Raw genomic sequence first — 25,942 nt, forward strand, 5'->3', positions numbered from 1 at the left:
ATACTTACAGTTCCTTCTAATTAACGGCTTTAATTCGTTTTCGTTTTTAACTTAACATACAGTTTATGATTAAATAAACTTCCGATTGTATCCTTGTCAGTTAAATTACAAACCATGACTAGGATATTACTATTTCTTTACTTTTTCACAATATATTCATTTGGACAGCAGATAAAATTTGAGAATTTCACCACCAATCAAGGATTGTCCAACAATTCTGTGGTTGATATAGAAAGCGACAAAGAAGGCGGATTGTGGATTGCAACTTGGGATGGCTTGAACTATTTTGATGGTTACACTTTTAAAATTTTCAAAAAGAGTTTTGATAATCCTAAATCGATTTCAAGCAACTATATAACGAAACTAGAAAAAGATGCTGAGGGGCAAATCTGGCTTATTACTAAAGAAGGCCACATTAATAAATATCTTGGAAATAATGAGTTTCAGGAATTTAAATTCAAAAGTCTTCCAACGGATATTTATTTATCTCAAAAAGGAAATATTGTTGTAGAAACTGGAAAAAAATATTACGAATTCAAGAACAAATCTTTTGTCGAAATCCAGCAGAATAGCATCAAAACAACGGATTTTAGAAATCTGAAAAGTATTCTACTCAGAAAGTATCCGAACCTTATCATTAATGATATTTTAAAAGACAAAGCTGGAAATATTTGGTTTGCGACTCGTGAAAACGGATTGTATATTATCACAAATGAATCAGATGAAAACAATATACAGCATTTTACCTCCGATTTGTATTCGCCTTATTCCTTTAAAAACAATGAAATAGAAACTATTCATGAAGATGATTTTGGGAATATCTGGTTAGGGCAAAAAGATGGCGGATTAAGTATGGCATACAGCGGTTCTGAAAAGATAAATTCGGTTATGCCACATCCTGTAAAAGAACCTAATCTTCCAAATGAAACTATCAGAGCTGTAACCAAAGACAGTAAAGGAAAAATATGGTTGGGTTATTATACCAGAGGCCTTTATTGTTACAATGAAAGAAGTCATTTTTTTGAAAAGTTCAAAATTGATCAAGCCACTTCAAGTCCTGATTGGGAAAGAATACGAACTTTATTTACTTCTAGCGATGGAACGGTCTGGGCTGGGACTTATGAAGGAATTCTGCGTATTTCGGATCATGGGGTGACAAGTTTTGAAAAGAACAGTATTCCAGGAATGTCTATCAATAGGTGTTATTCTATTTTCGAAGATCAAAACAAACAGCTTTGGATGGGATGCTGGGGCGGTCTGGCTAAATTTAATATGATTACTGGAAAGTTTGAAAAGTTTAGAGGACAGGAACTGTTCAATAAATATCATATAAGATGTGTAAAAAAAAGCAATCAGAATCTGATACTGGCAACAGAAAACAGTGGTGTTATTGTATATAATTTAGTTACTGGTGCATTAAAAAAAATAACAACCAGAGAAGGAATTTTAGGAAACAGTATTTATTCTGTTTTTGTAGATAATGAATCAGATAATTATTGGATTGCTTCTTTGGGAGGTGTCACTATTTTTAATAAAAGAAAAGGTGTCGTAAAAAATATTACAGAAGCTGAAGGACTGCCAAGTCACATGGTTTACGGACTTATCGATAATGGCGATAAAGTTTGGTTAAGTACTACAAAAGGAATCGCATCTATTGATAAAAAAAGCTATTTAGTTACTTCTTATAATCCGCATTATGGCTGGCAGGCGCCTGAATTTTCAGAAGGCGCTTATTATCAGGATTCAAAAGGGAATTTGTTCTTCGGCGGTGTTGGCGGACTCAATTATTTTAATCCAAATACCATTCAAGGAAATAATGCAAAAGCAAAAATAAAACTGAAAGTAGATGGAAGTGAAAATTATTTGTCTGCCATTGAAAAAGGGTTTAGTGATAATGAATTAAAAATCGAAGTCATCCCGATTATATTTCCCAACAGCAGAAGAAACAATATTTATTACAAACTAGAAGGGAGAGACGAAAATTGGATTTTACTGCCTACAGACAATAAAATTGAATATGCAGGTTTGTCTTCTGGAGATTATAGTTTTCTTATAAAAGAAGGAATAGACGGTATCACTGAACCTGCTTTTTTTACTCTTCACATTACCGAAGCTTTCTACGAGTCGATTTTGTTTTACATTTTATTATCTATTCTTATATTATTGAGCTGTCTGGTAGTGATTTATATTAAAAATAAAACTGCGCTGGCACAGCAGCAATATATGGAAGAGCTGGTAAAAGCACGAACGGCTGTTATTGAAAATCAGAAAAAAAATCTGGAAGAAATTAATGCAGAACTCGATCAAAAAAGTAAAAAAATAGAGGAACAAAAAGAAAAACTGCTCATTCTTCATAGTAATTTAAAAAAAGAAAATTTCGAGATTGAAAAGTTCAAAACCTTTATGCTGACTGAATTTCAGGAACCCATATCGCGAATAATTAAAACTTCCAGCTCTTTAAAAAAAGATACCGAAATGCAGCGAGCTTTATTAGCGGAATCAGGTAAACTGCTCAATCTTATTTCGGAATGGAATTATCTAGAACATGTAAAAGATTTAGGTCCTGTTAAAAAAACAGCAGTGAATTTGTTTCCGGTTTTAAAAAACAATGTCGAAAAACTACAGAAAGATTCACAGCTTAATCACGTAAATTTTAATTGCGAAATAGACAATTCAGATTGTTTTGCTGCTGTCGATGTTTTGCGTTTGAAACTCTCGCTTCAGTATTTTTTTAATGACTTAAGTAAATATTCAGACAAGGATAGTACTTTAAATATCGCGATTACTTACGAGAATGATTGTATCGAAATAAGGACGATTTCGGATAGTGTTATTTTAAGGGATAACTGGTACAATATTTTACACTATAGTCCTTATTATAAAGCCTTAGAAATTTTGCTTCAAGATTTGAATGGAGAAATTGTTTCTTCGTCTGAAGAACAGTTTAATGCCAAATTACGTATTCCTATTGAAGTTGTTGATTCTAATGTGAATTTAAAAGAAACAATTTCCTGGAAAAATTTTAATCATCAAAATCAATTTTCTCCAGATAAAAAGTGTCTTTTGGTTTTTGGAGATCCATACAATACTCCGGCAGCCAATCAGATTTTGGAAAATGAAAAATACAATTTGATTTTTGAAAGTTCCATTTCAAATTTAAATGCCATAATTAAACAGACAGAAATTGCAGCGTTAGTTTTCTATCAAGCAGAATTCTCCAGAGAGCTGATTAATTTTCTAAAACAGAATAGAGAAAACAGCGCGGTAAAAATTCCACTCATATATATATCTGAGAATATTAACTACGAACAAGACGAACAATTGTTAGAATTGGGTATTGATAATCATATTAAACTGCCGGCTAGTTTATCATTTATCAGCAAAAAGATTAATAGGCTGATCAATCAAAACAGCGAACCGGTAAAAGAGTATAAAATCCAGCAGAAGATATTCGAGATTCTGACAGAAAATAATGAGAATATCACGCCAAACGAAAAGCTTCTGAAAAAGGCTTTGGAAATCATTAAAGAAGAATTGCAGAACCCAGCTTTTAATGTTGAAATGATGGGCGAACAATTAGGGATTTCTAGGGTAAAATGCTATCGCTTGTTTAAAGAAACTTTGAATCAGTCTCCATCAGATATTTTAATGTCCCTTCGCTTGCAAAAAGCAGAATTATTATTAAAAACTAAAAAATTAAACATCTCTGAAATTAGTTTTGAGTGCGGTTATAATGATCCAAAATATTTTGGTCGCTCTTTTAAGAAGTATTTTGGTAAAAGTCCGAAGGAATATAAAGAATATTCGCTTTAGGTTTTCTGTTAGCCCTGTATTTGCACAAAGTTAGGCTAATGTTAATGTACAAAATTCACCCTTTTTCAGCGTTAATTCTATCCTAAATTGAATTAAAAGTCCTCTTTTGAAAAACAAAAATCCTCCTTTTGGAGGAATCGTTAAAATACTTTTGGCAAAACAAAAAAAGTAATTTAAATGAAAAAAATTTATGCATTGCTAATTCTTGCCTTCGGATGTATGTCATACTCCTATGGGCAGATAAATGTATCAGGAATTGTAGTTTCTGATGTTGAAAAAGTACCAGTTCCTGGTGTCTCTGTTTATATTAAAGGAGAACCAAAAGGAGCAGTTACAACAGATTTTGATGGAAATTTCAAAATTAAAGCACAACAAAATGAAGGTGTTTTGGTTTTTTCTTATGTTGGATTTAAAACAAAAGAAGTTTCTTTTTCAGGTACTCAAAAACTGACTGTTTCTTTAGCAGAAGAGGTAAGTACTTTAAATGAAGTAGTAGTGGTTGGTTACGGTTCTCAAAAGAGATCTGATGTAACGGGTGCTATTGGTTCTGTAAAAAATGAAAATTTCAACAAAGGAGTTGTTGCCAATGCAGGGCAATTAATTCAAGGTAAAGTTGCCGGAGTTAATGTAATGGCTGCTAGTGGTGAGCCAGGAGCTAATCAAGATATTATTATTCGTGGAGTTGGAAGTTTACGTTCTGGAACAACACCTCTTTATGTAGTAGACGGATTTGTTCTTGACAATTCTACTAATGGTGTTGCTACAAATCCTTTAAACTTTATCAATCCACAGGATATCGAGAGCATTGATGTTCTTAAAGATGCATCTGCTGCGGCTATTTATGGTTCTAGAGCTGCGAATGGAGTTATAGTAATTACAACTAAAAAAGGTTCAAAAGGACAGTCAAAAATTAACCTTTCTATGACTACTGGTTTTTCTTCTTTAGCAAATAAAGTAGATGTTTTTAGTGCAGATGAATTTAGAAAACAAGTTGTTGCTGTAGACGGAACTTTAAAAGATGGAGGAGCAAATACAGACTGGCAGGATGAATTAACAAGAACTGGAGTTTCTCAAAACGTTAATTTATCGATGAGCGGCGGAACTGAAAAATCTACTTACGCAGCTTCTGTGGGTATGGATAATCAGGAAGGTATTTTTCAAAATAGTGATTTAAAACGTTATTCAGGACGTTTGAATTTAAATCAAAAAGGATTAAACGATAAACTTAATATTGCCTTTAACTTGACAGCAACTAAACTTGAAAATTCAAGACCAGATGCGAGAGAAGTTGTTGGAAATATGTTGACATTGAATCCTACTGATGCAGTATATGTTAACGGACAGCCAAATGTTAACTTAAGTAACGATGCTGTAAATCCGTTAATCAAGCAGAGAATTTATTCTGATGAAACGAACAACAATCGTATTCTTGCGAACATTAGTCCATCATACGAATTTATAAAAGGATTAACGTATAAATTTAATCTTGGAGTTGATTATTCTATGTCTGAAAGAGACATTCAAGTTTTACCATATACTTCGGCTACTAATACAACTGAAAGTACTTTAAACAACATTGTTACGAATAATAATAACGTTTTATACGAAAACACTTTGACGTATAACTTCAATGTTAAGAAACATAATTTTACGGTTTTAGCTGGTCAGTCTTACCAGAAAATACAAGTGAATCAGAAGAATTATGATTTTAAAGGATTTCCAGATAATGGTGTAGAGCCTAAAAATCAAATTGGAGCAGCAGCTGAGCTTAGAACCAAGTCATCATCAGCAGTAGAAAATGAACTTCAGTCTTTCTTTGGAAGATTAAACTATGGATATGACAATAAATATTTATTGACTGCAACTATGCGTGCAGATGGTTCTTCTAAATTTGGTAAAAACAACAGATACGGATATTTTCCATCTGTAGCATTAGGTTGGAATATTACGAAAGAAGATTTCTTAAAAGAATCTGAAACACTGAACAACTTGAAATTAAGAGCGAGCTGGGGTAAGACAGGTGTTCAAGAGATTCCTTCAAAAATTACAAAAACAAGTTATAAAGAAAGTAACAGCGGTTATGATACTTATCCATTAGATCCAAGCGATACAGATTTAGCTAGTTATCCTTATGGTTCAATCTATACTCGTTTAGCAAATCCAAATCTTCAATGGGAAGTTTCAACACAAACAAACGTTGGTTTAGATTTTAGTCTATTCAATAATAGACTATCAGGTACAGTTGATTATTTTAACAAAGTTTCAGATAATATTTTGTTAGAAGTTGCTCCTGTAGACCCTATTCAGCCTGCATCAAAATATTGGACAAACATTCCTGATATGGAAATCCAAAACAACGGTATTGAAGTTGCTTTAGATTACAGCAGTGATAAAAGTAAAGACTTCTCTTATAGCATTGGAGGAAATATATCTTTTACAAAAAATAAAGTAGTAAATTCTCCTTATCAAGTTTTAACAACAGGAGCGGCACAAGGAGGCGGGCAAACTGGAGCAACAATCAATGGAGTTTTAAACGGACACTCAATTGGTTCTTTCTACATGCTTGATTTTACAGGAATTCGTCCTGATGGTCAAAATCAGTTTGCAGATATAAATGGAGATGGTTCTATCCTTGACAATGATCGTATTGTTGCAGGAAGCGCATTGCCAGATTATATCTATGCTTTTTACTTGAATTTAAAATACAAGAATTTTGATTTCGTTGCTAATTTTAATGGTGCAGCCGGAAATAAAATTTACAACCACGTTGCGATGACTTCATTCAATAGAGGAAATTTAGCAAACAATTTTAATACAACAGACAGAGCTTCACAATATCTAGATGAAGCAAGAACAAACTCAAACACAGTTTCTACAAGATACTTAGAAGATGGAAGTTTCTTAAGATTAAATAATGCGAGTTTAGGATATAATTTAAGCCCAAAATTAGTTGGACTTGGTGATGTAATGGACAACATTCGTCTTTCTGTAACAGGTCAGAACTTATTTGTAATCACAAAATACAGTGGTTATGATCCTGAAATTAATACTGGAACTTCTGTGGGTGAAATTCAGTCTTTCGGTATTGATTATTTCAGTTACCCAAGAGCGAGAACCATTGTATTTGGCTTAAACGTAGCATTTTAATCAAAAATAAAAAAACATGAAAAATAAAATAATAATAGCTGCTCTTGCATTAGGTATATTGTTTACCTGGAGCTGTACTGACTTAGAAGAAAAGATCCTTGACGAATCCTTAAATGGTGCAGGACAAGCAGAAGCAATCAGTGGTGCTGTTGCTCCAGCTTATGGACAATTAAAGGCAACATGGTACCATACAAATAATTTTGGTTTACAGTTAATTGCCAGTGATGAAGGTATTTTACCTTACAGAGGAGGAACAGATTGGTATGATGGAGGTAAATATTTAGCAGTACATGCGCATACTACAACATCTACTAATGACTTGGTGACAAGTACTTGGAATGCTCTTACTAAAAATATTTCTAGAACATTATCTGCTATTGAAGTATTAACTCCTCTTGCAGAAGGAGGCAATACAGAAGCACAAGGAGCTCTTTATGAAATGAAAGCCTTGAGAGCTTATTTAAATATGCAGACATTAGACAGCTGGGGACTTGTATTTAAAAAAGAGTCATCGGCTAGTATTTCTGAAATCCTTCGTGGACAAGATGCTGTAACATACATTGAAAATGAATTACTTTCTGTTGCTGATGTAATTAATACAGATAAAGGTCCAGGACGAATGACTCAAGCTGCAGTTTGGGGACTTCTTGCGAGACTAAATTTAAATGCAGCAGTATATCGTGATCCTTATGGTGTGCCTTCATTTACTCCTGCAGATATGGATAAGGTTATCAAATATACAGATAACATTATTAACTCTGGTAAATACAGTTTTTCTCCTGAGTATTTTGACTTATTTGATGACAGCAATGACAAAAACAAAGAAGTTATCTTTTCAATAGATCAGCGTGGAGTTTTAGCTGATGAGCACAACCGTTGGGCATATTGGTCAATTCCAGGATCTATGTTCCCAAGACCTGAGTCAATCAATGCAGATGGTACAGACGGTCCTGCTATTACTTCAGATTTTTATCAAACATGGGTAAGTGCTTATGGTACTGTAGATCCAGCCGATGCTGATTCAAGATTTTATAAAAACAATGCAAAAGTTCCGGATAACTTAAAAGATCTTACAGGATTATCTCCATTAAATGATGAAAACCACTACTACTGCGTTAAAGCGGAAGATTTTGAAATAGATAGAGGAATTATGAGAGGTATTCCATGGGCTGCAAGAAAAGACAATAATGGAGCATTCTATAAATGTGATGGTGGATACAGAATTTATCCAGTTAAACAAATTAAAGGAAATGGTCCTGATCTAAGAGTTGGATATGTAAACCTTACAGAAAAAGTTGATTTCACTAAAGAAGGAAGTATGCACTATTCTGGATATAGAGTATCGAAATATCAATTTAGCCACACTTCTCCTGACGGAAATACATACAGTAGTGTAGACATGGTATTGCTTAGATATGCAGAAATTTTTATGATGCGTGCTGAAGCTAAATTAAGAAAAGGAGATAACGCTGGAGCATTAGCAGATATGAATACAGTTAGAACTTCAAGAACGGCTCGTACTCCAATTCCTGCAGCGCTTCCTGCAATTAACTTAGATATTTTGTACAGAGAATACGGTTTCGAATTTTACTGGGAAGGTTTAAGAAGAAATACTCAAATCCGTTTCAGCCATTTTGAAGATAAATGGACTGAAAAATCAGATGCAGATGTAAACAAGAGATTGTTCCCAATTCCACAGGTATCAATTGATGGAGCATCTAATACTCCTGGTTATTTAGTACAGAATAAAGGTTACTAGTTTAAGTTTGTTTTTTTATACGTTGAATTGAAGACTGCCGATTTTCTATCGTACGCTATTGTAAAATAGGCAGTCTTTTTGTGTTAGTTGTTAAAAACAGGGTAGTTTTTGAACCTTTTAAGAAAACGCCCTGTTTTTTTTAATCCCAATTTTATTTTTTAAGTATTTGTTTCGGCTGATAATTTCAGTTGACAGACCTTTTTTGCCCCTACCAATCTACTACCAGCCATTTTGTTCATTCAAAATCCATCAATTTATTCCAAATGAAAACATCATTTTTATTCATCTGGCTGTCCCTGTTTTTCTGGGGAGCAGGTGATCAGTTATATTCTCAGAACTTAGTTACAGTACATTCTCATAACGATTATGAACAAGCCGTTCCTTTTTGGAATGCATACGCGAATGGAGCATCATCAATAGAAGCCGATATTTTTTTGAAAGATAATATGTTATATGTCTCTCATGATCAAAAAGGAATTTCTGCGACAAGAACTTTAGAAGATTTGTATTTAAAACCGTTAGAAACGGCTCTAAAAATGAATTATAAAAAAGAGCATAAATTAGTTTTACTGATTGACATTAAAACAGAAGCGATAGCTACTTTAGATAAGCTTATTTCTGTTCTTAAAAAATATGAGGCCATCACAAAAAATAAGGATATTAAAATCGTTATATCTGGAAACAGACCAGACGCAGAAACGTATAAAAAATACCCAGATTTTATCTGGTTTGATTTTCAGGAAATAGACAAAACGATTTCAAAAGAAAATTGGGAAAAAGTCGCTATGATCAGTGTAGATTTTAAAAAATATTCAGTTTGGAATGGTTTAGGAAGATTAACGCATGACGATTACAATAAAGTAAAATCAGTAATCACTAAAGCAAAAGCAAATAACAAACCATTTCGTTTTTGGGGTTGTCCAGACACTAAAACAGCATGGAAAGCCTTTTTAGAATTAAGAGTTGATATCATTAATACCGATTCACCTTATAATTGTGTTCAGTATCTGCAGGCTTTACCAAAAAGATTGGTTACAGCAAGCAATTCTTCTAAAGTGTATGTTCCAACATATAAAACAGATCAAAAGGAGACTCCTGTAAAAAATGTGATTCTTTTAATTGGGGACGGAAATGGTTTATCACAAATTTCTTCAGCTGTTTTGACTAATAATGGTGCTTTGTCTGTAACACAGATGAAAAGCATCGGTTTCATAAAAACACAATCGGCAGATGATTTTACAACCGATTCTGCTGCTGCAGGAACGGCATTGGCAACAGGTCAGAAAACAAATAACAGAGCAATTGGAACGGATAGTCTGCGCAAACCAATTCCAAATATTTTAGAAGTATTGCAAAAGCGAAATTTCTCTACAGGAATTATTACAACAGATGAAGTTACAGGAGCAACACCAGCGGCTTTCTATGCTCATACCGAAGAAAGATCGAATACAGAAATAATAGCGCAGGATTTATTAAAAAGCAAATTGAATTTATTTGTTGGAGGTGGCGCTTCTACTTTTAAAAATATAGCATTGGCTCCTAAATTCAAATTATTGAATACGGTACAGGAAATGCAGGCCGAGAATAATGATGCAGTAGGTGTTTTTATTTCGCAGCATAGAGTTCCGTCTGTTTTAGAAGGAAGAGGAGAAGTATTGGCCGATGCCGTAAAATACAGTTTGGAATTTTTAAACAAAAAGAACAAACCTTTCTTTCTAATGGTAGAAGGTGCACAGATCGACAGTTTTGGTCATGTTAATAATGCCGCAGGAATCGTAGCTGAAACCATAGATTTTGATACAGCCATTACTCAGGCTTTACTATTTGCAGATAAAAACGAAGGAACATTGGTTATCGTTACGGCGGATCATGAAACTTCTGGTTTTGCCATTCCACAGGGAAATGTAAAACAGCATAAAGTGGAAGGTGATTTTATTACTATAGATCACACTGCTACTATGGTTCCTGTTTTTTCTTACGGACCGCATTCAAATGATTTCCAGGGCGTTTATGAAAACAACGAAGTATTCCATAAAATACTTTCAGTCTTGAAGTAAAAAAGAATCCCAAAATAATAATAGCATCACGAACAACCCCCAAATGTTCAATCTTGCCTGTCAGTGTTTTTTACTAAACAATGGCAGGCTTTTATTATTAGATCAAATTTCAATTGAAATATTGTCTGGATATTTATATAAGTATCAATCATAATTATTTAAGCATTGTCATGCAAGTTTTCTTTTAGCCATAAAAAAAGAATAATTTCAGCTGTTAGCGATAACAAAGGCGATAACTACACAAAGAATCTGTCTATATTTTTGACTGATTAATCCATCTTAATAAAAAGCAATAAGTGTAATTTTATTTTCGGTTCAGAACTCCATTCTTCGTTCTGAATCTTGAATTAAGTTTGTTAATTATTAGTAATAAATTTTTGTTAGGTTTTTATTTGAGTTGGGAGATTAATAAATAATTTAATCTCCCTTGTTTTTGTTAGGCTAAAATGAGTTAAGACAATTTAATAATAGGTTATTTATATGAAAAGTGAGAATTTTAAAATTGAAAAGAACGATTCCTTAAAAATGGCGGTAATGGCTTTTATGCTGTTGTTTTTGGGTTCTTTTAAAGCACATTGTCAAGTTGATGAAAAAACAAAAAGTGCTTTCAGCGTAATTGAACGATTAGTAGGAAATCGTGCCAATGAGTTTGAATTAAGCATTGCTGAAAATCAAAACAATAACAAATCGGATTGGTTTGAAATTGAAACAGCTAATAATAAGGTAAAAATAAAAGCATCAAACAATACCGCAGTTTGTTATGCAGCCTATAATTTTTTAAGAGATATTGGTGCTGTTTTAGTAAGCTGGGAAGGAAACAGAGTTAATCTGCCTAAAACGTGGCCAAAATATTCCAAAAAAGGAGACACGCCATTTGAATATAGAGAATATTTAAATGCTTGTACTTTCGGTTATACCACTCCGTGGTGGGACTGGAAACGCTGGGAACAAGAAATCGACTGGATGGCATTACACGGAATCAATCTTCCAACAGCAATGGAAGGTCAGGAAGCAGTATGGCAGGAATTATGGAAAGAATATGGTTTGACGAATTCTCAGTTAGAATCTCATTTTGCAGGGCCGGCCTATCTGCCTTGGCAGCGAATGGGAAATATCAATAGTTTGGAAGGTCCTTTGCCGCAAGAATGGTTTGTTAAAAAAGAAGCGCTTCAAAAGAAAATTTTAGAAAGAATGAGAGCGCTGGACATGCATCCTGTTGTACCAGCTTTTAGCGGATATGTGCCTAAGGCTTTCGCCGAAAAACATCCTGAAGCCAAAATAACCGAATTGAAATCTTGGTCAGGAGGCGGTTTTGCAAGTACTTTTCTGTTAGATTCTAAAGATCCTCTATTCAAACAAATTGGGAAACGTTTTATTGAAATCTATACTAAAATGTATGGAAAGTCTAATTTCTATTTAGCCGATTCTTTCAACGAAATTGAACCTCCTGTTACCGAACATAATAAATATGAAGAACTTTCTAATTATGGAAGCGCTGTTTATGAAACTATAAACGAAGCAGCTCCAGGCGCAGTTTGGGTAATGCAGGGATGGCTTTTTGGCGACAACAAAGAATTCTGGACAAAAGAAGCAACAAGCGCATTTTTAAGCAAAGTGCCAAATGAGAAAGTAATGGTTCAGGATTATGCTAATGATAGATATAAGGTATGGGACAATCAGGAAGCTTTTTATGGTAAACAATGGACTTATGGTTATGTGCATAATTACGGCGGATCAAATCCAGTTTATGGGGATCTAAATTTTTATAAAGATGAATTAACCAGTTTATTGAAAAATCCGCATAAAGGAAATGTGGTCGGTTATGGCGCAATGCCGGAAGGATTAAATAATAATTCGGTTGTTTACGAATACATCTATGATCTTCCATGGACAAAAGGCGAACAGCCTGTAAATGACTGGCTGACTAAATATCTAAATGCAAGATACGGTCAGGCTCCATCAAAATCTGTTTTTCAAGCTTGGGAATTATTATTAGAATCTGTTTATAATGTCAAATATTGGCAAACACGCTGGTGGAATGATTGGGCTGGAGCTTATTTATTGTTTAAAAGACCAACAATAACTATTACAGAATTTAAAGGGAATCCTGGCGACAAGACCAAACTAAAAGAAGCTTTGGATATTTTAAGCAAAGAAGCTAAAAAGTTCAATAAAACAAACCTTATTCAATACGATTTAATTGATGTTTCAAGACATTATAATTCACTTGCTATTGATGAAGAATTAATGGAGTGTGTTAAGGCATATAAAAAGAAAGACATTACAAAAGGAGATCAATTGTTTAAACAGATCGAAAAACAAGTTTTAGAAACAGATAAGATAATGTCAGGACAGCCTTTAAATAATGTAGAACAGTGGGTAAAATCGGCTTCAGATTATGGAAGTACAGCTTCGGTTTCTAAACTGTATGCAAAAAATGCTAAAACATTAATTACGCTTTGGGGCGGAGAAGGTCATTTGAATGATTACGCTTCAAGATCATGGCAGGGAATGTATAAAGGATTCTATTGGCCAAGATGGAAAATGTTTTTAGAAGCTTTAAAAAAATCAGCAATAAATAATACTCCATTTGATGAAACGAAAGAAAGAGAATCAATTAAAAATTGGGAAATAAAATGGACAGAGAATAATTAAACTAATACTTAATTGAGATTAATCCGTATATAAAGAAAAAATTAACTAATTCTTGATAAACAAAACCTAAATAACCATGAAAATATGAAATGAAATTTCCACGAAAACGATTTATTAGTAAGTATTTAATTATAGAAAAAAATAAAAATAACTTCGCTAAGCCTTATTACCACTGACTTTATTGAAATTATCCATGTTTATGAATAACTTGTCCATTTCTTAACATTTCATTAGCACTAATTTCGTCAGTACTATTTAACCAATTAACCAATATTCACAATGGAAAAACTTAAACTTTTATTATTAGCCTTTTGCTTTGGCTTCTCAATGAATACATGGGCACAAAAAACAGAAGTGTCTGGTGTAGTTTTAGATGACAAAGGCGTTCCACTGCCAGCAGCCAATGTACTAGAAAAAGGTACAACGAATACAGCATCTACAGATTTTGATGGGAAATTTAAAATTTCGGCTTCAAACAAAAACGCCACACTTATATTTTCTTTTATGGGATTTGATGATCAGCCTTTAAAATTAGATGGAACAAAAACAACTTATTCAATTCGATTACAGCCAACCACAACAAGTTTAGAGCAGGTAGTTGTAGTAGGTTATGGAAAAGGATCTCGTAAAAACTTAACGACTTCTGTAACTTCGGTTAAAGCCGAAGATTTAAACAGAGGAGCCATCAGTGATGTTGGACAGCTTTTACAAGGTAAAGTTTCTGGTTTAAATATTTCATCAAGTGGTGACCCTACAAAAACGGCTTCTGTAGTATTACGTGGAGCATCGACGTTAAATAGTTCTCAAGGGCCATTTTATGTAATTGATGGTATTCCGGGAGTAGATATCTCTGTAATTGCTCCAGATGACATTGCTACAATTGACGTTCTAAAAGATGCGGCGGCAACTGCAATCTACGGTAACCGTGCTGCAAATGGGGTTATCATGGTAACCACAAAAAAAGGAAGTAAAGGAAGAACACAAATTGCATACAACGGTTATGTGGGCTGGGAAGAAGTTTCAAACAGCCTAAACATGATGAATGCAGATCAGTTAAGAGCTTTTACTGTTAAAAACAATTTGAATTTTACTCCAGAAAATGATAAAGGAGCTAACACAGACTGGCAGAAAGAAATTTTAAGACCAGGACGTGCAGCATCAAGTAGCCATAACTTGTCTATGAGCGGTGGCGGAGATCATGGAAACTATACAGCAAGTATTACTTCGTTTAATAAAGAAGGAGTAATGCAGAAAAGTGATTTTTCACGTATCATTGCTCGTTTATCTGTTGAGCAGTTTGCTTTTGATGATAAGGTTAAATTTGGTTTAAATGTTACGAACTCGACTACAAAATATCAAAATGTACCACAGCGTAATACAGTTCTTTTACAAGCAGCGAGCCACCTTCCAGTTTCGCCAGTAAGAAACGAAGACGGAAGTTTTTTTGAAAATTTCATAAGTACAGGATATTTTAACCCAGTAGCTTTAATTGCACACGGTACAGACGAAACAAAAACAGATAACCTTGTTGGGAACTTAACTGCAGAAGTAAAATTACCATTCGGAATTACTTATAATTTAAATTTAGCGCATCAAAGGTTAACGGCATCTCATGGAGAGTTTTATGACAGCTATTATTCGCAATACAATAGTGCCAACTTCTACAACAACCCAGATCCACCTTTGACAAAATCTTTAGTGAATTTTGGTATAAATGGTTCTGCATTGAGAAATTCTTACGAAACCAGAAACAATATTATTGAGAGTTTCTTTAGTTGGGATAGAACATTTGGAGAACATAAAATAAAAGCGGTTGCTGGTTATTCATGGCAGGAAAATACTTTAGGAGACGGTTTTCAAGCAACAACAACTAACTTTCCTGTTGATAATGTTGGATATAATAACTTAGCTTTAAGTAATTATACTTCCGTTAACGGTTATGTGGTAAACTTTGGAGATAGCAAAGCCTATCAGAAAACACGTTTGATCTCTTATTTTGGACGTTTAAACTACAACTATAAAGACAAATATCTTTTACAAGGATCAATCAGAAGAGATGGTGGATCTATGTTTGGAGAAAACAACAAATGGGGATATTTCCCTTCTGTAGGTGGAGCTTGGAGATTAGACAAAGAAAACTTCATGAAGAACCAAAACTTCTTTAGTGATTTGAAACTTCGCGGAAGCTGGGGGGTAACAGGTAACTCTTCTGGATTTAATGCTTACACAGCGCAATTTATCTCAGGAAGTTTAGGTACTTTTTATTACAATGGACAACAGATTGGAGCTTATGGTCCAAATCAGGCAGCAAACCCAGATTTGAAATGGGAAAAAACGGCTACATCAAATATTGGTCTTGATTTCTCTATCTTGAAAGGAAAAGTGACAGGTTCTGTTGACTTGTATGACAAGAAAACAACAGACATGATTTTTAACTACAATGTGAATCCTGTATTAGTGCCAGTAGGAACAATTGTAGCAAATGGAGGAACAATGTCTAACAAAGGTATTGAGGTGAGTTTAAGCACAACTCCAGTTAAAACAGCAGATTTCAGTTGGACAACTAACTTGAACTTGGCGCATAACAAAAATGAGATTGTGAAATTAACTAGTCCGTTCTTTGTTGGTGGAGATTCAATTCGTCGTGTACAGCCAGACGGAGGTGGACAAACAGGAAGTACTTTACAGATTTTTAAAGAAGGAAAACCATTAGGACAATTCTTCACACTTAAATACGCAGGAAAAAATGCTGACGGAGTTTCTCAGTATTATGACAAAAACGGTGATTTGACTACTACACCTCAAATTGGAGTAGATTATCACTATGCAGGAAGTGCACAGCCAAAATTATTATTAGGATGGGCAAATAATTTTCAATACAAAAAATTTGATTTAAGTATTTTCTTTAGAGGGGTTTTTGGTAACAAAATTTTCAATGCTACGCGTGCCGATTTATTTAGACCGAGTACTGCAATGACGACTAATATATTGGTCGATGCTGGAAATGAGTCGCCAAATGACTTAAACTCTTTCAAGTATTCGGATCGTTTTATAGAAGACGGCAGTTACCTAAGATTAGACAACATGACTTTAGGATATAACTTTGGTAGAGTCGGCAGGTACATCAGCAGTGTACGTATTTATCAAACGATAAACAATGTATTTGTTATTACTAAGTACACAGGAATTGATCCAGAAGTTGAGCAAGGAGGAACAGCTCCGGGTGTAGATTCAAATAATTTCTATCCAAAAACCAGAACGTATATGTTTGGTTTAAATGTGATCTTCTAAAAATTAAAGCTAAAAATTATGAAAAAGATATTAAAATATTTAGGTCTTCCAGTATTGATGGCTGGTTTAGTATGGTCTTGCAGTGATCTTGATGTGCCTATTACAACGCAGTTGACACCTGACGTATTTCCGCAAAATTCAACACAATATATTCAAACAACAGGGCCAGTTTACGCCGCATTTAGAGGTGAGTTTTCATTTGCTTGGTGGTGGTCTCAGTCTTTAACTACAGACGAAGCGATTCTGCCTGCAAGAGGAGGAAACTGGTTTGACAACCGAAACTATATTGCCATGCACTACCACGATTGGAATGCAGATAACGGTATCGTTGGAAGTCTTTGGGATTGGTCATCTAAAGTGATTGGAACAAGCAATCAGGCTATTTCTATTTTAAGAAAAGCAATGCCTGAAGGTGCGGACAAAAAAACTTTGATTTCTGAATTAAAAACGATGCGTGCCATTTCTTATTTCATGTTAATGGACAGTTATGGAGATGTGCCTTTGGATACTTTATACGGAGATTTCTCTTCTCATGCTAAAACACCAAGAGCAGAAGTTTTTAATTTCATTGAAAAAGAATTAAAAAGTGCCGTTCCAAATTTAAATGCGGCATCTGGAGTTTCTACTTACGGTAGACCAAATAAACAAACTGCTAATGCAATGTTAGCGAAGTTGTATTTGAATGCTAACATTTATACAGGAACAGCACGTTACACAGATTGTATTGCAGCCTGTGATCAGGTAATCAATTCTGGTTTATATGCGGTTGAGCCAAGAGCTACATATCTTCAAATGTTTTATCCAAATAATGGACCAGCAATGAAAGAATTCATTTTTGCAGTTCCTTACGATCCAGTAGCTGTTACAGTTGGTTTTAATGGACAAATGTATCATGCACGTTATGATGTACCGCGTTCTGAAAGAGCAAAATTCGGTCTGCCTTACACACCAAGTGCACCAAGAAGTACACTGCCTGAATTCTATGCATATTTTAATGATGCTAATGACATCCGTAACAAACAATGGCTTACAGGTCTTCAATACATGAATGATGGTGTTACGCCAGTAAGAGTAACAACGACCAAAAAAGGATACGATCAATTTTACACTGGAGCAGATGGTGGAGCAGCTTATACCTATCAGGTAAATCTAACGCCAGATATTATTCCTCGTCAAAGTGTTGCTTTATTTGACCTTGGAAATGATGAAATCGCTTGGAACATGGGATACAGAAATATCAAATTTTATCCAGACGCAACTTCAACAAACCGTAATCAAAACAACGACGTTCCTTTCTTACGTTATTCAGATGTGCTTTTAATGAAAGCTGAATCAATTTTACGTGGTGGAGCGTCTACTTTAGGACAAAGTTCAGATGCATTAGTAAATATGGTTCGTTCTAATCGTACCACATCTGCAGCTTTAAGTGGTGTAACACTGGAAGATCTTTATAAAGAAAGAAGCCGTGAGTTTGCTTGGGAAGCTTGGCATAGAAACGATATGATCCGTTTTGGAAAATATGAAGGATCTTGGGGATACAAAACCAATACAGACACTTACCGTCGTGTATTCCCAATCCCAACAAATGCAATGGTTTTAAATCCAGCTCTGACTCAGAATGATGGATATTAAGAATAAAAGTTTAGTTAAGTACGCATTGTAATTCAATTTTAATTGTGAAAGGAGAAGAGCGTAAAAATTCTTCTCCTTTTTTACTAAAAAGAAAACTGGTCTTTTTTGGTTGCTCATGATAGCCAGTTTAGTTTCATTTTCATTTTTTGAATGAATACAAAGCTTAATCGAATGTAATTCCTGAGACCCCGACGAAAGATTAAGCTTTGTAAACATTCTTTCAATCCAGAATAATAAGCCAGTACAAAGAATCCTCTACAAACCAATAGTGCCTCATCAATAAACAGAATAAATGGAACTAAGTCAAATCAATAAAATAGGACGTATCGCAATAAGTCTAACCCTTATTTTTTTAGTGTCGTGCAACGCTCAGAAAACGGTTTCTTTAAAGAAAAAACAGTTATCAGACATGGTTTATCCGTTGTTGGACACCGAAAATTCAAGATGGTTTTTCTTTTCATCAGCGAGTCGCCCTTTTGGAATGGTTAATTTAAATCCGGACACTGAAATTAATGGCGATTGGGGAGGAGGTTATAAATATACTACAGATACAGTAAAAGGTTTCAGCCACGTTCACGAATGGCAGATGTCGGGAGTATCCGTAATGCCCGTGACTATTTCAGAAGAAAATAAAAAGACTATTTTCAAAAATTTTTATTCTAAATTCAGCCATAAAACTGAAATTATTACGCCTGGATATCATTCGCTAAAATTAGATAGATATCAGATAACAGCAGAATTAACCAGCACACCAAGAGTTGGTTTTCATAAATATACTTTTCCAGCAAAAGCACAAAAAGCAGTTCTTTTTAATTTAAATACTGTTTTAGGCCCTTGTGACAATACAAATGGAACATTGGAAAAAAATAATGATTTTGAACTATCTGGATCTTTGGTTTTAAGTACCAATTTCAGACGTCCAAAACCGTTAACGGTATTTTTTAAAGTGAAAACAAATGAGCCAGTTTCTTCTGTTGAAAGAGATAATGCAACGGGAAATTATTTGATTCATTTTGATAAAACCAAAGAACAAGTGTTAATGAAAGTCGGTATTTCTTATACTTCAATTGAAAATGCCAATAACAATATCGAAACCGAATTAACCCATTGGGATTTTAATAAAACAGTTGAAGATTCCAGAAAAGTATGGAGCAGTTTATTAGGAAGAATAAAAGTAGAAGGCGGAACTGAAACCGACCAAAGAAGATTTTACACTGATTTATGGCATGCCCTGCAAGGGAGGAAAATGATTAGTGACGCAAATGGATCCTATCCTGATAATACAGGGGACAAGTTCAGGGTGGGACATTTGCCGTTAAATACAGACGGAAAACCAAAATTCAACCACTACAATTCAGATGCTTTTTGGGGAGCACAATGGACCATCAATAACCTTTGGGGATTGGTGTATCCAGAGATTATGGAAGAATTTGTGTATTCGTTGATGCAATATTACAAAGACGGTGGCATAATCCCGCGCGGGCCTTCGGGAGGAAATGATACGTATGTTATGACGGGAGCTTCGGCAACGCCTTTCATTGTCAGCGCTATTCAGAAAGGAATTGTAAAAGAAAATTTAGAGGAAATTTACATTGCACTCAAAAAGAATCATATGCCGGGCGGAATTATGGAAAAAGCCGGATATGAGCATAACACCAATATTGGAGGAGGCTTAAAATATTATTTAGAAAAAGGATATGTACCGTATCCGCTTCCAGATGGAAATTTCGGAAGCCACGAAGACGGTGCGAGCCAGACTTTAGAATATGCATATCAGGATTGGACTTTGGCTCAATTGGCTAAAAAATTGAATCATGAAGATGATTATCAATATTTCATGAAAAGAGCCGAAAACTATAAAAATGTTTTTGATGCTAAAATAGGCTGGATGCGTCCCAAAAATGTAGAGGGAAAATGGCGTGAAAATTATGATCCGTATCAGTACGAAAATGGATTTATTGAATCAAACGGCGCACAATCGACTTGGTTTGTTCCGCATGATATTTTAGGTTTGGCTGATTTAATGGGCGGAAAAGAAAAAGCAGTAGAAAAATTGAATGCTCAATTTGAAGCAGCTAAAAAACTAAAGTATACCTCTGGTACATCACACGATGCAGAATTACACCCAGAGTTTAGCAGAATTCCAGTAAATTTTGGAAATCAGCCGTCGATGCAGACGTCAAATATTTTTACCGTTTTGGGAAGACCTGATTTAACGCAATATTGGACAAGAAACGTGGTAAAAGAAACCTTCAGCGGATTATCACCTGCAACAGGTTATAACGGAGATGAAGATCAGGGATTAATGGGAAGCCTGAATGTTTTATTGAAATTAGGTTTATTCCAAATGAACGGGGGAACAGACAAAGATGCCGTTTATGAAATTGGAAGTCCGATATTCAATAAAATCACGATTACATTAAATCAGAAATATTATTCAGGGAAAACATTTGTGATTAAAGCTACTGCTAATAATCCTGAAAATGTATATATAAAGGATATCAAATTCAACCAGAAAGAAGTGTCAAATTTTGAGCTTTCACATCAGAATATTACTAATGGAGGCGAATTGATTTTACAAATGTCAGATCAGCAAAAACATTAATATAACGTTGGGTTAAAGCCCTATTAACGTAAAGGAAAATAGAATTATAGTTATTTGAGAAATATTAAAAATAATTATACATGCCAACAAAAAACAAAGAAGTAACCACAATGAAAATACCATCCAAGTTTATCTTTTTTTTAGGAATTTCATTTCTTACTATTACAGGTAGCGCACAGCAAAAAGTTCATCAATACGTTGACCCAATGATCGGTTCAGAGGGAGTGGGCAGGGTTTTTATCGGCCCTTCCTGTCCTTACGGAATGGTAAAACCAAGTCCAGACTGTACTTCGAGTCCAAACAGTGGATGGCTTCCAATGCCTAAAGAAGTCACAGGATTCAGTCAGTTACACGTGAGCGGAACGGGAGGTGGCCCAAAATATGGAAACATCTCCATTATGCCTTTTTCTGGATCTGGAGCTTTAGACAAAATGGATCAAACTTCGTTCAGAACAGAAGAAAATGTAAAACTGGGGTATTATGAAACGGTTTTCAAAGAAAATAACATCAAAACCGAAATCACGACAGGAGAAAAAGTTTCATTTTACAGAATAACCTATCCAAAAAATAAATCAAAAGAATTAAAAATTGATCCAGGATTTTTCCTTGGAGAAGAAAAAATTCCTGATGCCAGAGAAGCCCAGCAGTTTGTAGGTTCTCAAATCGAAATTGTTTCAGATACAGAAGTAAGAGGTTACAGCCGAATCAGAGGAGGATGGAATAACGGACGTGCTTATACCGTTTATTTCTGGGCCGTTTTCGATCAGCCGATTGCAAAGTATGTCACTTTTAAAGACGGTAAATTTTACAACAATCAAAAAGCACAGTTTGATTCCGGAAAGAAAACAGGAGCTTTACTTTCTTTCGGAAATTCGGGAAAAGAAGAATTGAATGTCAAAATCGGAATTTCATTTTTAAGTGAATTAAAAGCGAAAAATAATATAGAAATTGAAATCCCGCATTGGAATTTCAATACTGTTTTGGCCACTTTAGAAAATAAATGGGAAGATTTATTAAGCCGAATCAAATTATCAGATGATACTTCTGTAGAATACAGAAAAATGTTCTATACTGGTTTGTACCACACGATGATTATGCCGGTGGATCGAACAGGCGAAAATCCGTTATGGACAAATGATGAACCGTATTACGATGATTTTTATACGATTTGGGATACCTTTAGAACTTCAAGTCCGTTAATTACTTTAATAGATTCTAAACGTAAAGTAGATATCATCAACGCAATGCTGAATATTTACAAACGCGAAGGCTATATGCCCGAAGGCAGAAGTGGAAACGATAACGGAAGAACGCAAGGAGGTTCTAACGCTGAGGTTGTAATTGCAGATGCTTTTGTAAAAAACTTAAAAGGAATTGATTATGAACTTGCTTTGCAGGCAATGATCAAAGACGCAACAGTACCGCCGGGAGGAAATGAAGAAAGAGAAGGACGTGGCGGACTTTTAGATTATCTAAAATTAGGTTACGTTCCTTACGGTACAGACCGTGCTGGAAATAGAACTATTGATTATTCATACAACGATTATAACATTGCCACAGTAGCCAAAGGTTTAGGTAAAACAGAATTGTACAATCAGTACATGAAACAAGCTGAAAGCTGGCAGAATTTATGGCGTGCAGATTATGAAAATAACGGTGCAAAAGGATTCATCATGCCAAAAGACAAAGACGGAAACTGGCTGGATGATGTCGTTTTCGGAGAATCTAAAATCCAGAAACCAACTTTTAAATATACGCCTGTCATTATCGAATCTCCTTGGTATGTCTGCCATTGGTGTGTGTTTTTCTACGAAGGAACTTCTTGGGAATATTCATTTAGTTTGCCACACGATATTCCGGAATTGGTAAAAAAAGCAGGTGGAGAAAAAGCTTTCGAAACTCGATTGGACATTTTCTTTGATAATAATTTATTCAATGTTGCCAATGAACCTTCATTCTTAACGCCTTGTTTGTATCACTGGATTGGAAAACCCTATTTAAGCAGTGACAGAATCAGAACCATTATCAAGGATAATTTCAATACGTCAAGAGAAGGACTTCCAGGTAATGACGATTCGGGAGCAATGTCTTCTTGGCTGGCTTTCCACATGATGGGATTATATCCAAATGCAGGACAGCCTTATTATTTGATTAATACGCCTTTGATAAAAGAAACGGTTATGAAATTAGAAAACGGTAAAAGTTTTAAAATCACTACTAAAAAAATGAGTGATAAAAACAAATACATCAAAACCGCTTTGTTAAACGGAAAACCATACAACAAAGCATGGATTTTACATGAGGATATTAATAATGGAGGAGAACTGATTTTAGAAATGGATTCGAAACCTTCAGCTTGGGGAACAACAATTTTACCACCAGCAAAATAAAAATGATGAACAAGATGAAAAATATATTTTTAATGATTCTTTTCTGCATTGTTTATCAGAAAGGAATTTCTCAGAATTACATTCCAACATTAAAAAACAATACCCAACTGCATTATGTCTGCAAGCTTCACGGACAAACGAGAACTTTACAGCTTACGGCTGAAACTTCAAACAATGCATTGGCTTTTAAATTAGAAACAAGAGGAGTAAAAAGTAAAATAGTAATGCTTCCCGAAGCCGTAAAAAACGGAACTGAATTAAGTTTCAATCAGGGAGAATATGCACCGGTTCTGAACCTAAAACCAACAGAAACGTTTTTTATGATTTCACAGTCAGCTTATCAGGATTTGGTTAAAAAAGGTTCATTTGTTTACAATAACACGACTTATGTTTTGAATAAAAGTGATGATAAAAATGAAATTTCTATTGATGGAAAAGCAGTTGATGCATTACATGTAAAAGCACAGATAGATGAAACCGAAATGTGGATTATCAAAAATCCAGAGTTTCCTTTGATCTGTAAAGTAATTAAGAACCCGTTAGGAATTAATCCGACTTTGGTAAAAGTAGTGGATTAGTAATATTGGGTTTATTTTTAAACACATAGGAACATAGTTTTGATTGCGTAAAAGGAAGAGGGAAAGAAACTTAGTTTCTCACACATAGCTATGTGCATTTATGCAAGTGAAACGCCTTTTAACAAGTATTAAAATCTATGTTTCTATGTGTTTAAAACAATTGAAGTAAAAGCTGTTTTTTCATTAATTAAAGAAAGTATTATGAAACATTCTATGAGCCGTGGCGAATTTATCAGATTAAGCAGTTTATCATTAGGAGGTGTTTTAATGAGTAATACTCTTTTTGCAAATGATTTTTTTTCAGAAGGTACAGTCTCAAAAGAGGATCTTCAATTAATGAAAAAACTAATTCAAAATAATGATGTGAAAGTCAAAAGTTTGTTGAACAGACCGTCATTGGATCCGAATATCAGAATAAGTAATTTTCGAGGCATTGCAAATACTGTAACGGTTTGTTCAGCATCATTCTGTAATTCGGGATCGGAATATTATAAGTCGCCTGTTTTAGTCGAAAAATTAAATGAAGCAATAGATGTTTTACTAAAAGGGCAATATAGCGACGGAACTTTAGATGCGGGAGGAAACAGACAATCTCCACCAGATACTGCTTTTATTTTAGAATATATTTGCCCCGCTGCTGTTTTATTGAACAGAAGTAAACAGAAAGAGCTGGCAGTAGTTCGTGAAAAAGTAAAACAATTTATTTTAAATGCAGGCGAGGCAATGATAACGGGAGGTGTTCATACACCAAACCATAGATGGGTTATTTGTGCCGCTTTAGCAAATATTAATGCGCTTTATCCAGATACCAGATATGTGAAGCGAATTGACGAATGGCTGGCAGAAGGAATTTATCTCAACGAAGACGGGCATTATTCAGAACGAAGTGGTATTTATTCGGCAGTAATTGATAAAGCTTTAATTACGATGGCAAGATTGCTGAAAAGACCGCAATTGCTGGAAATCGTAAATAAAAACCTCATTACTTATTTTTATTATACAGAAAAAAACGGCGATCTGGTTACAGTCGATTCCAAAAGACAGGATCAGTTTATGGCTTTGAAAGTGACGAAATTTTACTGGCAATATCGATATATGGCTATTCGTACTCAAAATCCGATGTTTGTTTATATGGTAAATACGATTGAAAAACTTCCTGAGTTTACAAGCGATATCTTATCCGATTCGTTAGCTTTTTTTATGGAAAATGAAGACCTTCAAAAGCAAGTTCCAGCTGAAAGCAATGTTCCAAATGATTTCGAAAAGTTTTTTGTTCTTTCTAATTTGGCTAGAATCAGAAGAGAAAAAACGTCTATTACTTTATTTGGAGGAAATGATCAGCCGGTTCAAATTGTATCAGGAAGATCATCAAACCCTAATTTTTTAATGTACAGAAAAGGAGAGGCTATTTTAAAATACATGCGTTTGTCGACCTCGTTTTTCAGAATGGGGTATTTCAGCAGCAACGGAATTGTAAAAGAAGGCAACAAATATATTTTGACCGAAACCAAAGAAGCAGATTATTATCAGCCTCTTGCCCCTGAATATCGAAATCCCGATGGAGACTATAAATTATCAGAATCATTGGATGGAAGATTTTGGAACAAAATGGATTTTGATTCGAGAACAAAAAGCAATGTCAAAAAACAAATTACCGTAATTGAAATTACGGAGAATAACGGATCATTAAGTTTGGATTTTAAAGTAGATGGCCCGCCAAATGTCGAGGTAACAGTCGAAATGTGTTTCAACGAAAAAAGTATTGTAAATGGAGCAACGGCTGATGAAAAGAAGAATTATTTTCTTAAAAACGGTTATGGAGAAGTTGCCACCGCAGGAGATGCCATAAAATTTGGGCCAGGAAAATGTGAACATTTAAATGTCGAAAACCTTGAAAGCGAAGAATACACTTATCATCAGGGAAGTTTGCGTACCAATGGAGAGCATGTTTACATAACTGGATTCACGCCTTTTCGTCATCAAATGACAATATTTTAGGATTAGATTGAAATTCG

At 34.5% G+C, this 25,942-nt stretch carries 11 protein-coding genes; all 11 read left to right on the forward strand.

Annotated features, from left to right (window positions below; genetic code table 11):
* The first annotated feature begins 114 nt into the window (after positions 1 to 114).
* The 11 genes from GSY47_RS07155 (at position 115) to GSY47_RS07205 (ending at position 25,925) form a co-directional block, all read left to right on the forward strand.
* Positions 115 to 3,813 carry an AraC family transcriptional regulator gene (locus GSY47_RS07155; RefSeq protein ID WP_179005125.1) on the forward strand — a complete coding sequence of 1,233 codons (3,699 nt, stop codon included), beginning with the start codon at positions 115 to 117 and terminating at the stop codon, positions 3,811 to 3,813.
* 177 nt (positions 3,814 to 3,990) lie between these two features.
* On the forward strand, positions 3,991 to 6,960 hold the full coding sequence (locus GSY47_RS07160; RefSeq protein WP_179005127.1) for a SusC/RagA family TonB-linked outer membrane protein: 2,970 nt from the start codon (positions 3,991 to 3,993) through the stop codon (positions 6,958 to 6,960).
* Between the two features lie 16 nt (positions 6,961 to 6,976).
* A complete protein-coding gene (locus tag GSY47_RS07165) occupies positions 6,977 to 8,719 on the forward strand; it encodes a RagB/SusD family nutrient uptake outer membrane protein (RefSeq protein WP_179005129.1) in 1,743 nt (580 codons plus the stop codon).
* 263 nt (positions 8,720 to 8,982) lie between these two features.
* A complete protein-coding gene (locus tag GSY47_RS07170) occupies positions 8,983 to 10,776 on the forward strand; it encodes an alkaline phosphatase (RefSeq protein WP_179005131.1) in 1,794 nt (597 codons plus the stop codon).
* Between the two features lie 480 nt (positions 10,777 to 11,256).
* A complete protein-coding gene (locus tag GSY47_RS07175; protein ID WP_179005133.1) occupies positions 11,257 to 13,431 on the forward strand; it encodes an alpha-N-acetylglucosaminidase in 2,175 nt (724 codons plus the stop codon).
* 279 nt (positions 13,432 to 13,710) lie between these two features.
* Positions 13,711 to 16,722 (forward strand): SusC/RagA family TonB-linked outer membrane protein, encoded by a 3,012-nt coding sequence (locus GSY47_RS07180; protein ID WP_179005135.1) that lies wholly within the window; start codon positions 13,711 to 13,713, stop codon positions 16,720 to 16,722.
* Positions 16,723 to 16,740: 18 nt separating this feature from the next.
* Complete coding sequence (locus tag GSY47_RS07185) at positions 16,741 to 18,354, forward strand: RagB/SusD family nutrient uptake outer membrane protein (protein ID WP_179005137.1); 1,614 nt, start codon at positions 16,741 to 16,743, stop codon at positions 18,352 to 18,354.
* A 292-nt stretch (positions 18,355 to 18,646) separates the two neighbouring features.
* Positions 18,647 to 20,959: a GH92 family glycosyl hydrolase gene (locus tag GSY47_RS07190; protein WP_179005139.1), complete on the forward strand. Its 2,313-nt coding sequence runs from the start codon at positions 18,647 to 18,649 to the stop codon at positions 20,957 to 20,959.
* A gap of 80 nt (positions 20,960 to 21,039) precedes the next feature.
* Positions 21,040 to 23,349 carry a GH92 family glycosyl hydrolase gene (locus tag GSY47_RS07195; RefSeq protein ID WP_246611278.1) on the forward strand — a complete coding sequence of 770 codons (2,310 nt, stop codon included), beginning with the start codon at positions 21,040 to 21,042 and terminating at the stop codon, positions 23,347 to 23,349.
* Between the two features lie 14 nt (positions 23,350 to 23,363).
* Positions 23,364 to 23,927, forward strand: coding sequence for a hypothetical protein (locus GSY47_RS07200; protein WP_179005141.1), 564 nt, complete (start codon positions 23,364 to 23,366; stop codon positions 23,925 to 23,927).
* A gap of 147 nt (positions 23,928 to 24,074) precedes the next feature.
* A complete protein-coding gene (locus GSY47_RS07205; RefSeq protein WP_179005143.1) occupies positions 24,075 to 25,925 on the forward strand; it encodes a hypothetical protein in 1,851 nt (616 codons plus the stop codon).
* Positions 25,926 to 25,942 lie beyond the last annotated feature (17 nt).

The sequence above is a fragment of the Flavobacterium quisquiliarum genome (assembly GCF_019308285.1).
In the GTDB taxonomy this organism is placed as follows: domain Bacteria; phylum Bacteroidota; class Bacteroidia; order Flavobacteriales; family Flavobacteriaceae; genus Flavobacterium; species Flavobacterium quisquiliarum.

Coding starts and splice junctions, on each gene's coding strand:
- GSY47_RS07175 (WP_179005133.1), top strand. CDS start 11,257: ATGAAAAGTGAGAATTTTAAAATTGAAAAGAACGATTCCTTAAAAATG.
- GSY47_RS07190 (WP_179005139.1), top strand. CDS start 18,647: ATGGAACTAAGTCAAATCAATAAAATAGGACGTATCGCAATAAGTCTA.
- GSY47_RS07165 (WP_179005129.1), top strand. CDS start 6,977: ATGAAAAATAAAATAATAATAGCTGCTCTTGCATTAGGTATATTGTTT.
- GSY47_RS07155 (WP_179005125.1), top strand. CDS start 115: ATGACTAGGATATTACTATTTCTTTACTTTTTCACAATATATTCATTT.
- GSY47_RS07200 (WP_179005141.1), top strand. CDS start 23,364: ATGAAAAATATATTTTTAATGATTCTTTTCTGCATTGTTTATCAGAAA.
- GSY47_RS07170 (WP_179005131.1), top strand. CDS start 8,983: ATGAAAACATCATTTTTATTCATCTGGCTGTCCCTGTTTTTCTGGGGA.
- GSY47_RS07160 (WP_179005127.1), top strand. CDS start 3,991: ATGAAAAAAATTTATGCATTGCTAATTCTTGCCTTCGGATGTATGTCA.
- GSY47_RS07185 (WP_179005137.1), top strand. CDS start 16,741: ATGAAAAAGATATTAAAATATTTAGGTCTTCCAGTATTGATGGCTGGT.
- GSY47_RS07180 (WP_179005135.1), top strand. CDS start 13,711: ATGGAAAAACTTAAACTTTTATTATTAGCCTTTTGCTTTGGCTTCTCA.
- GSY47_RS07195 (WP_246611278.1), top strand. CDS start 21,040: ATGCCAACAAAAAACAAAGAAGTAACCACAATGAAAATACCATCCAAG.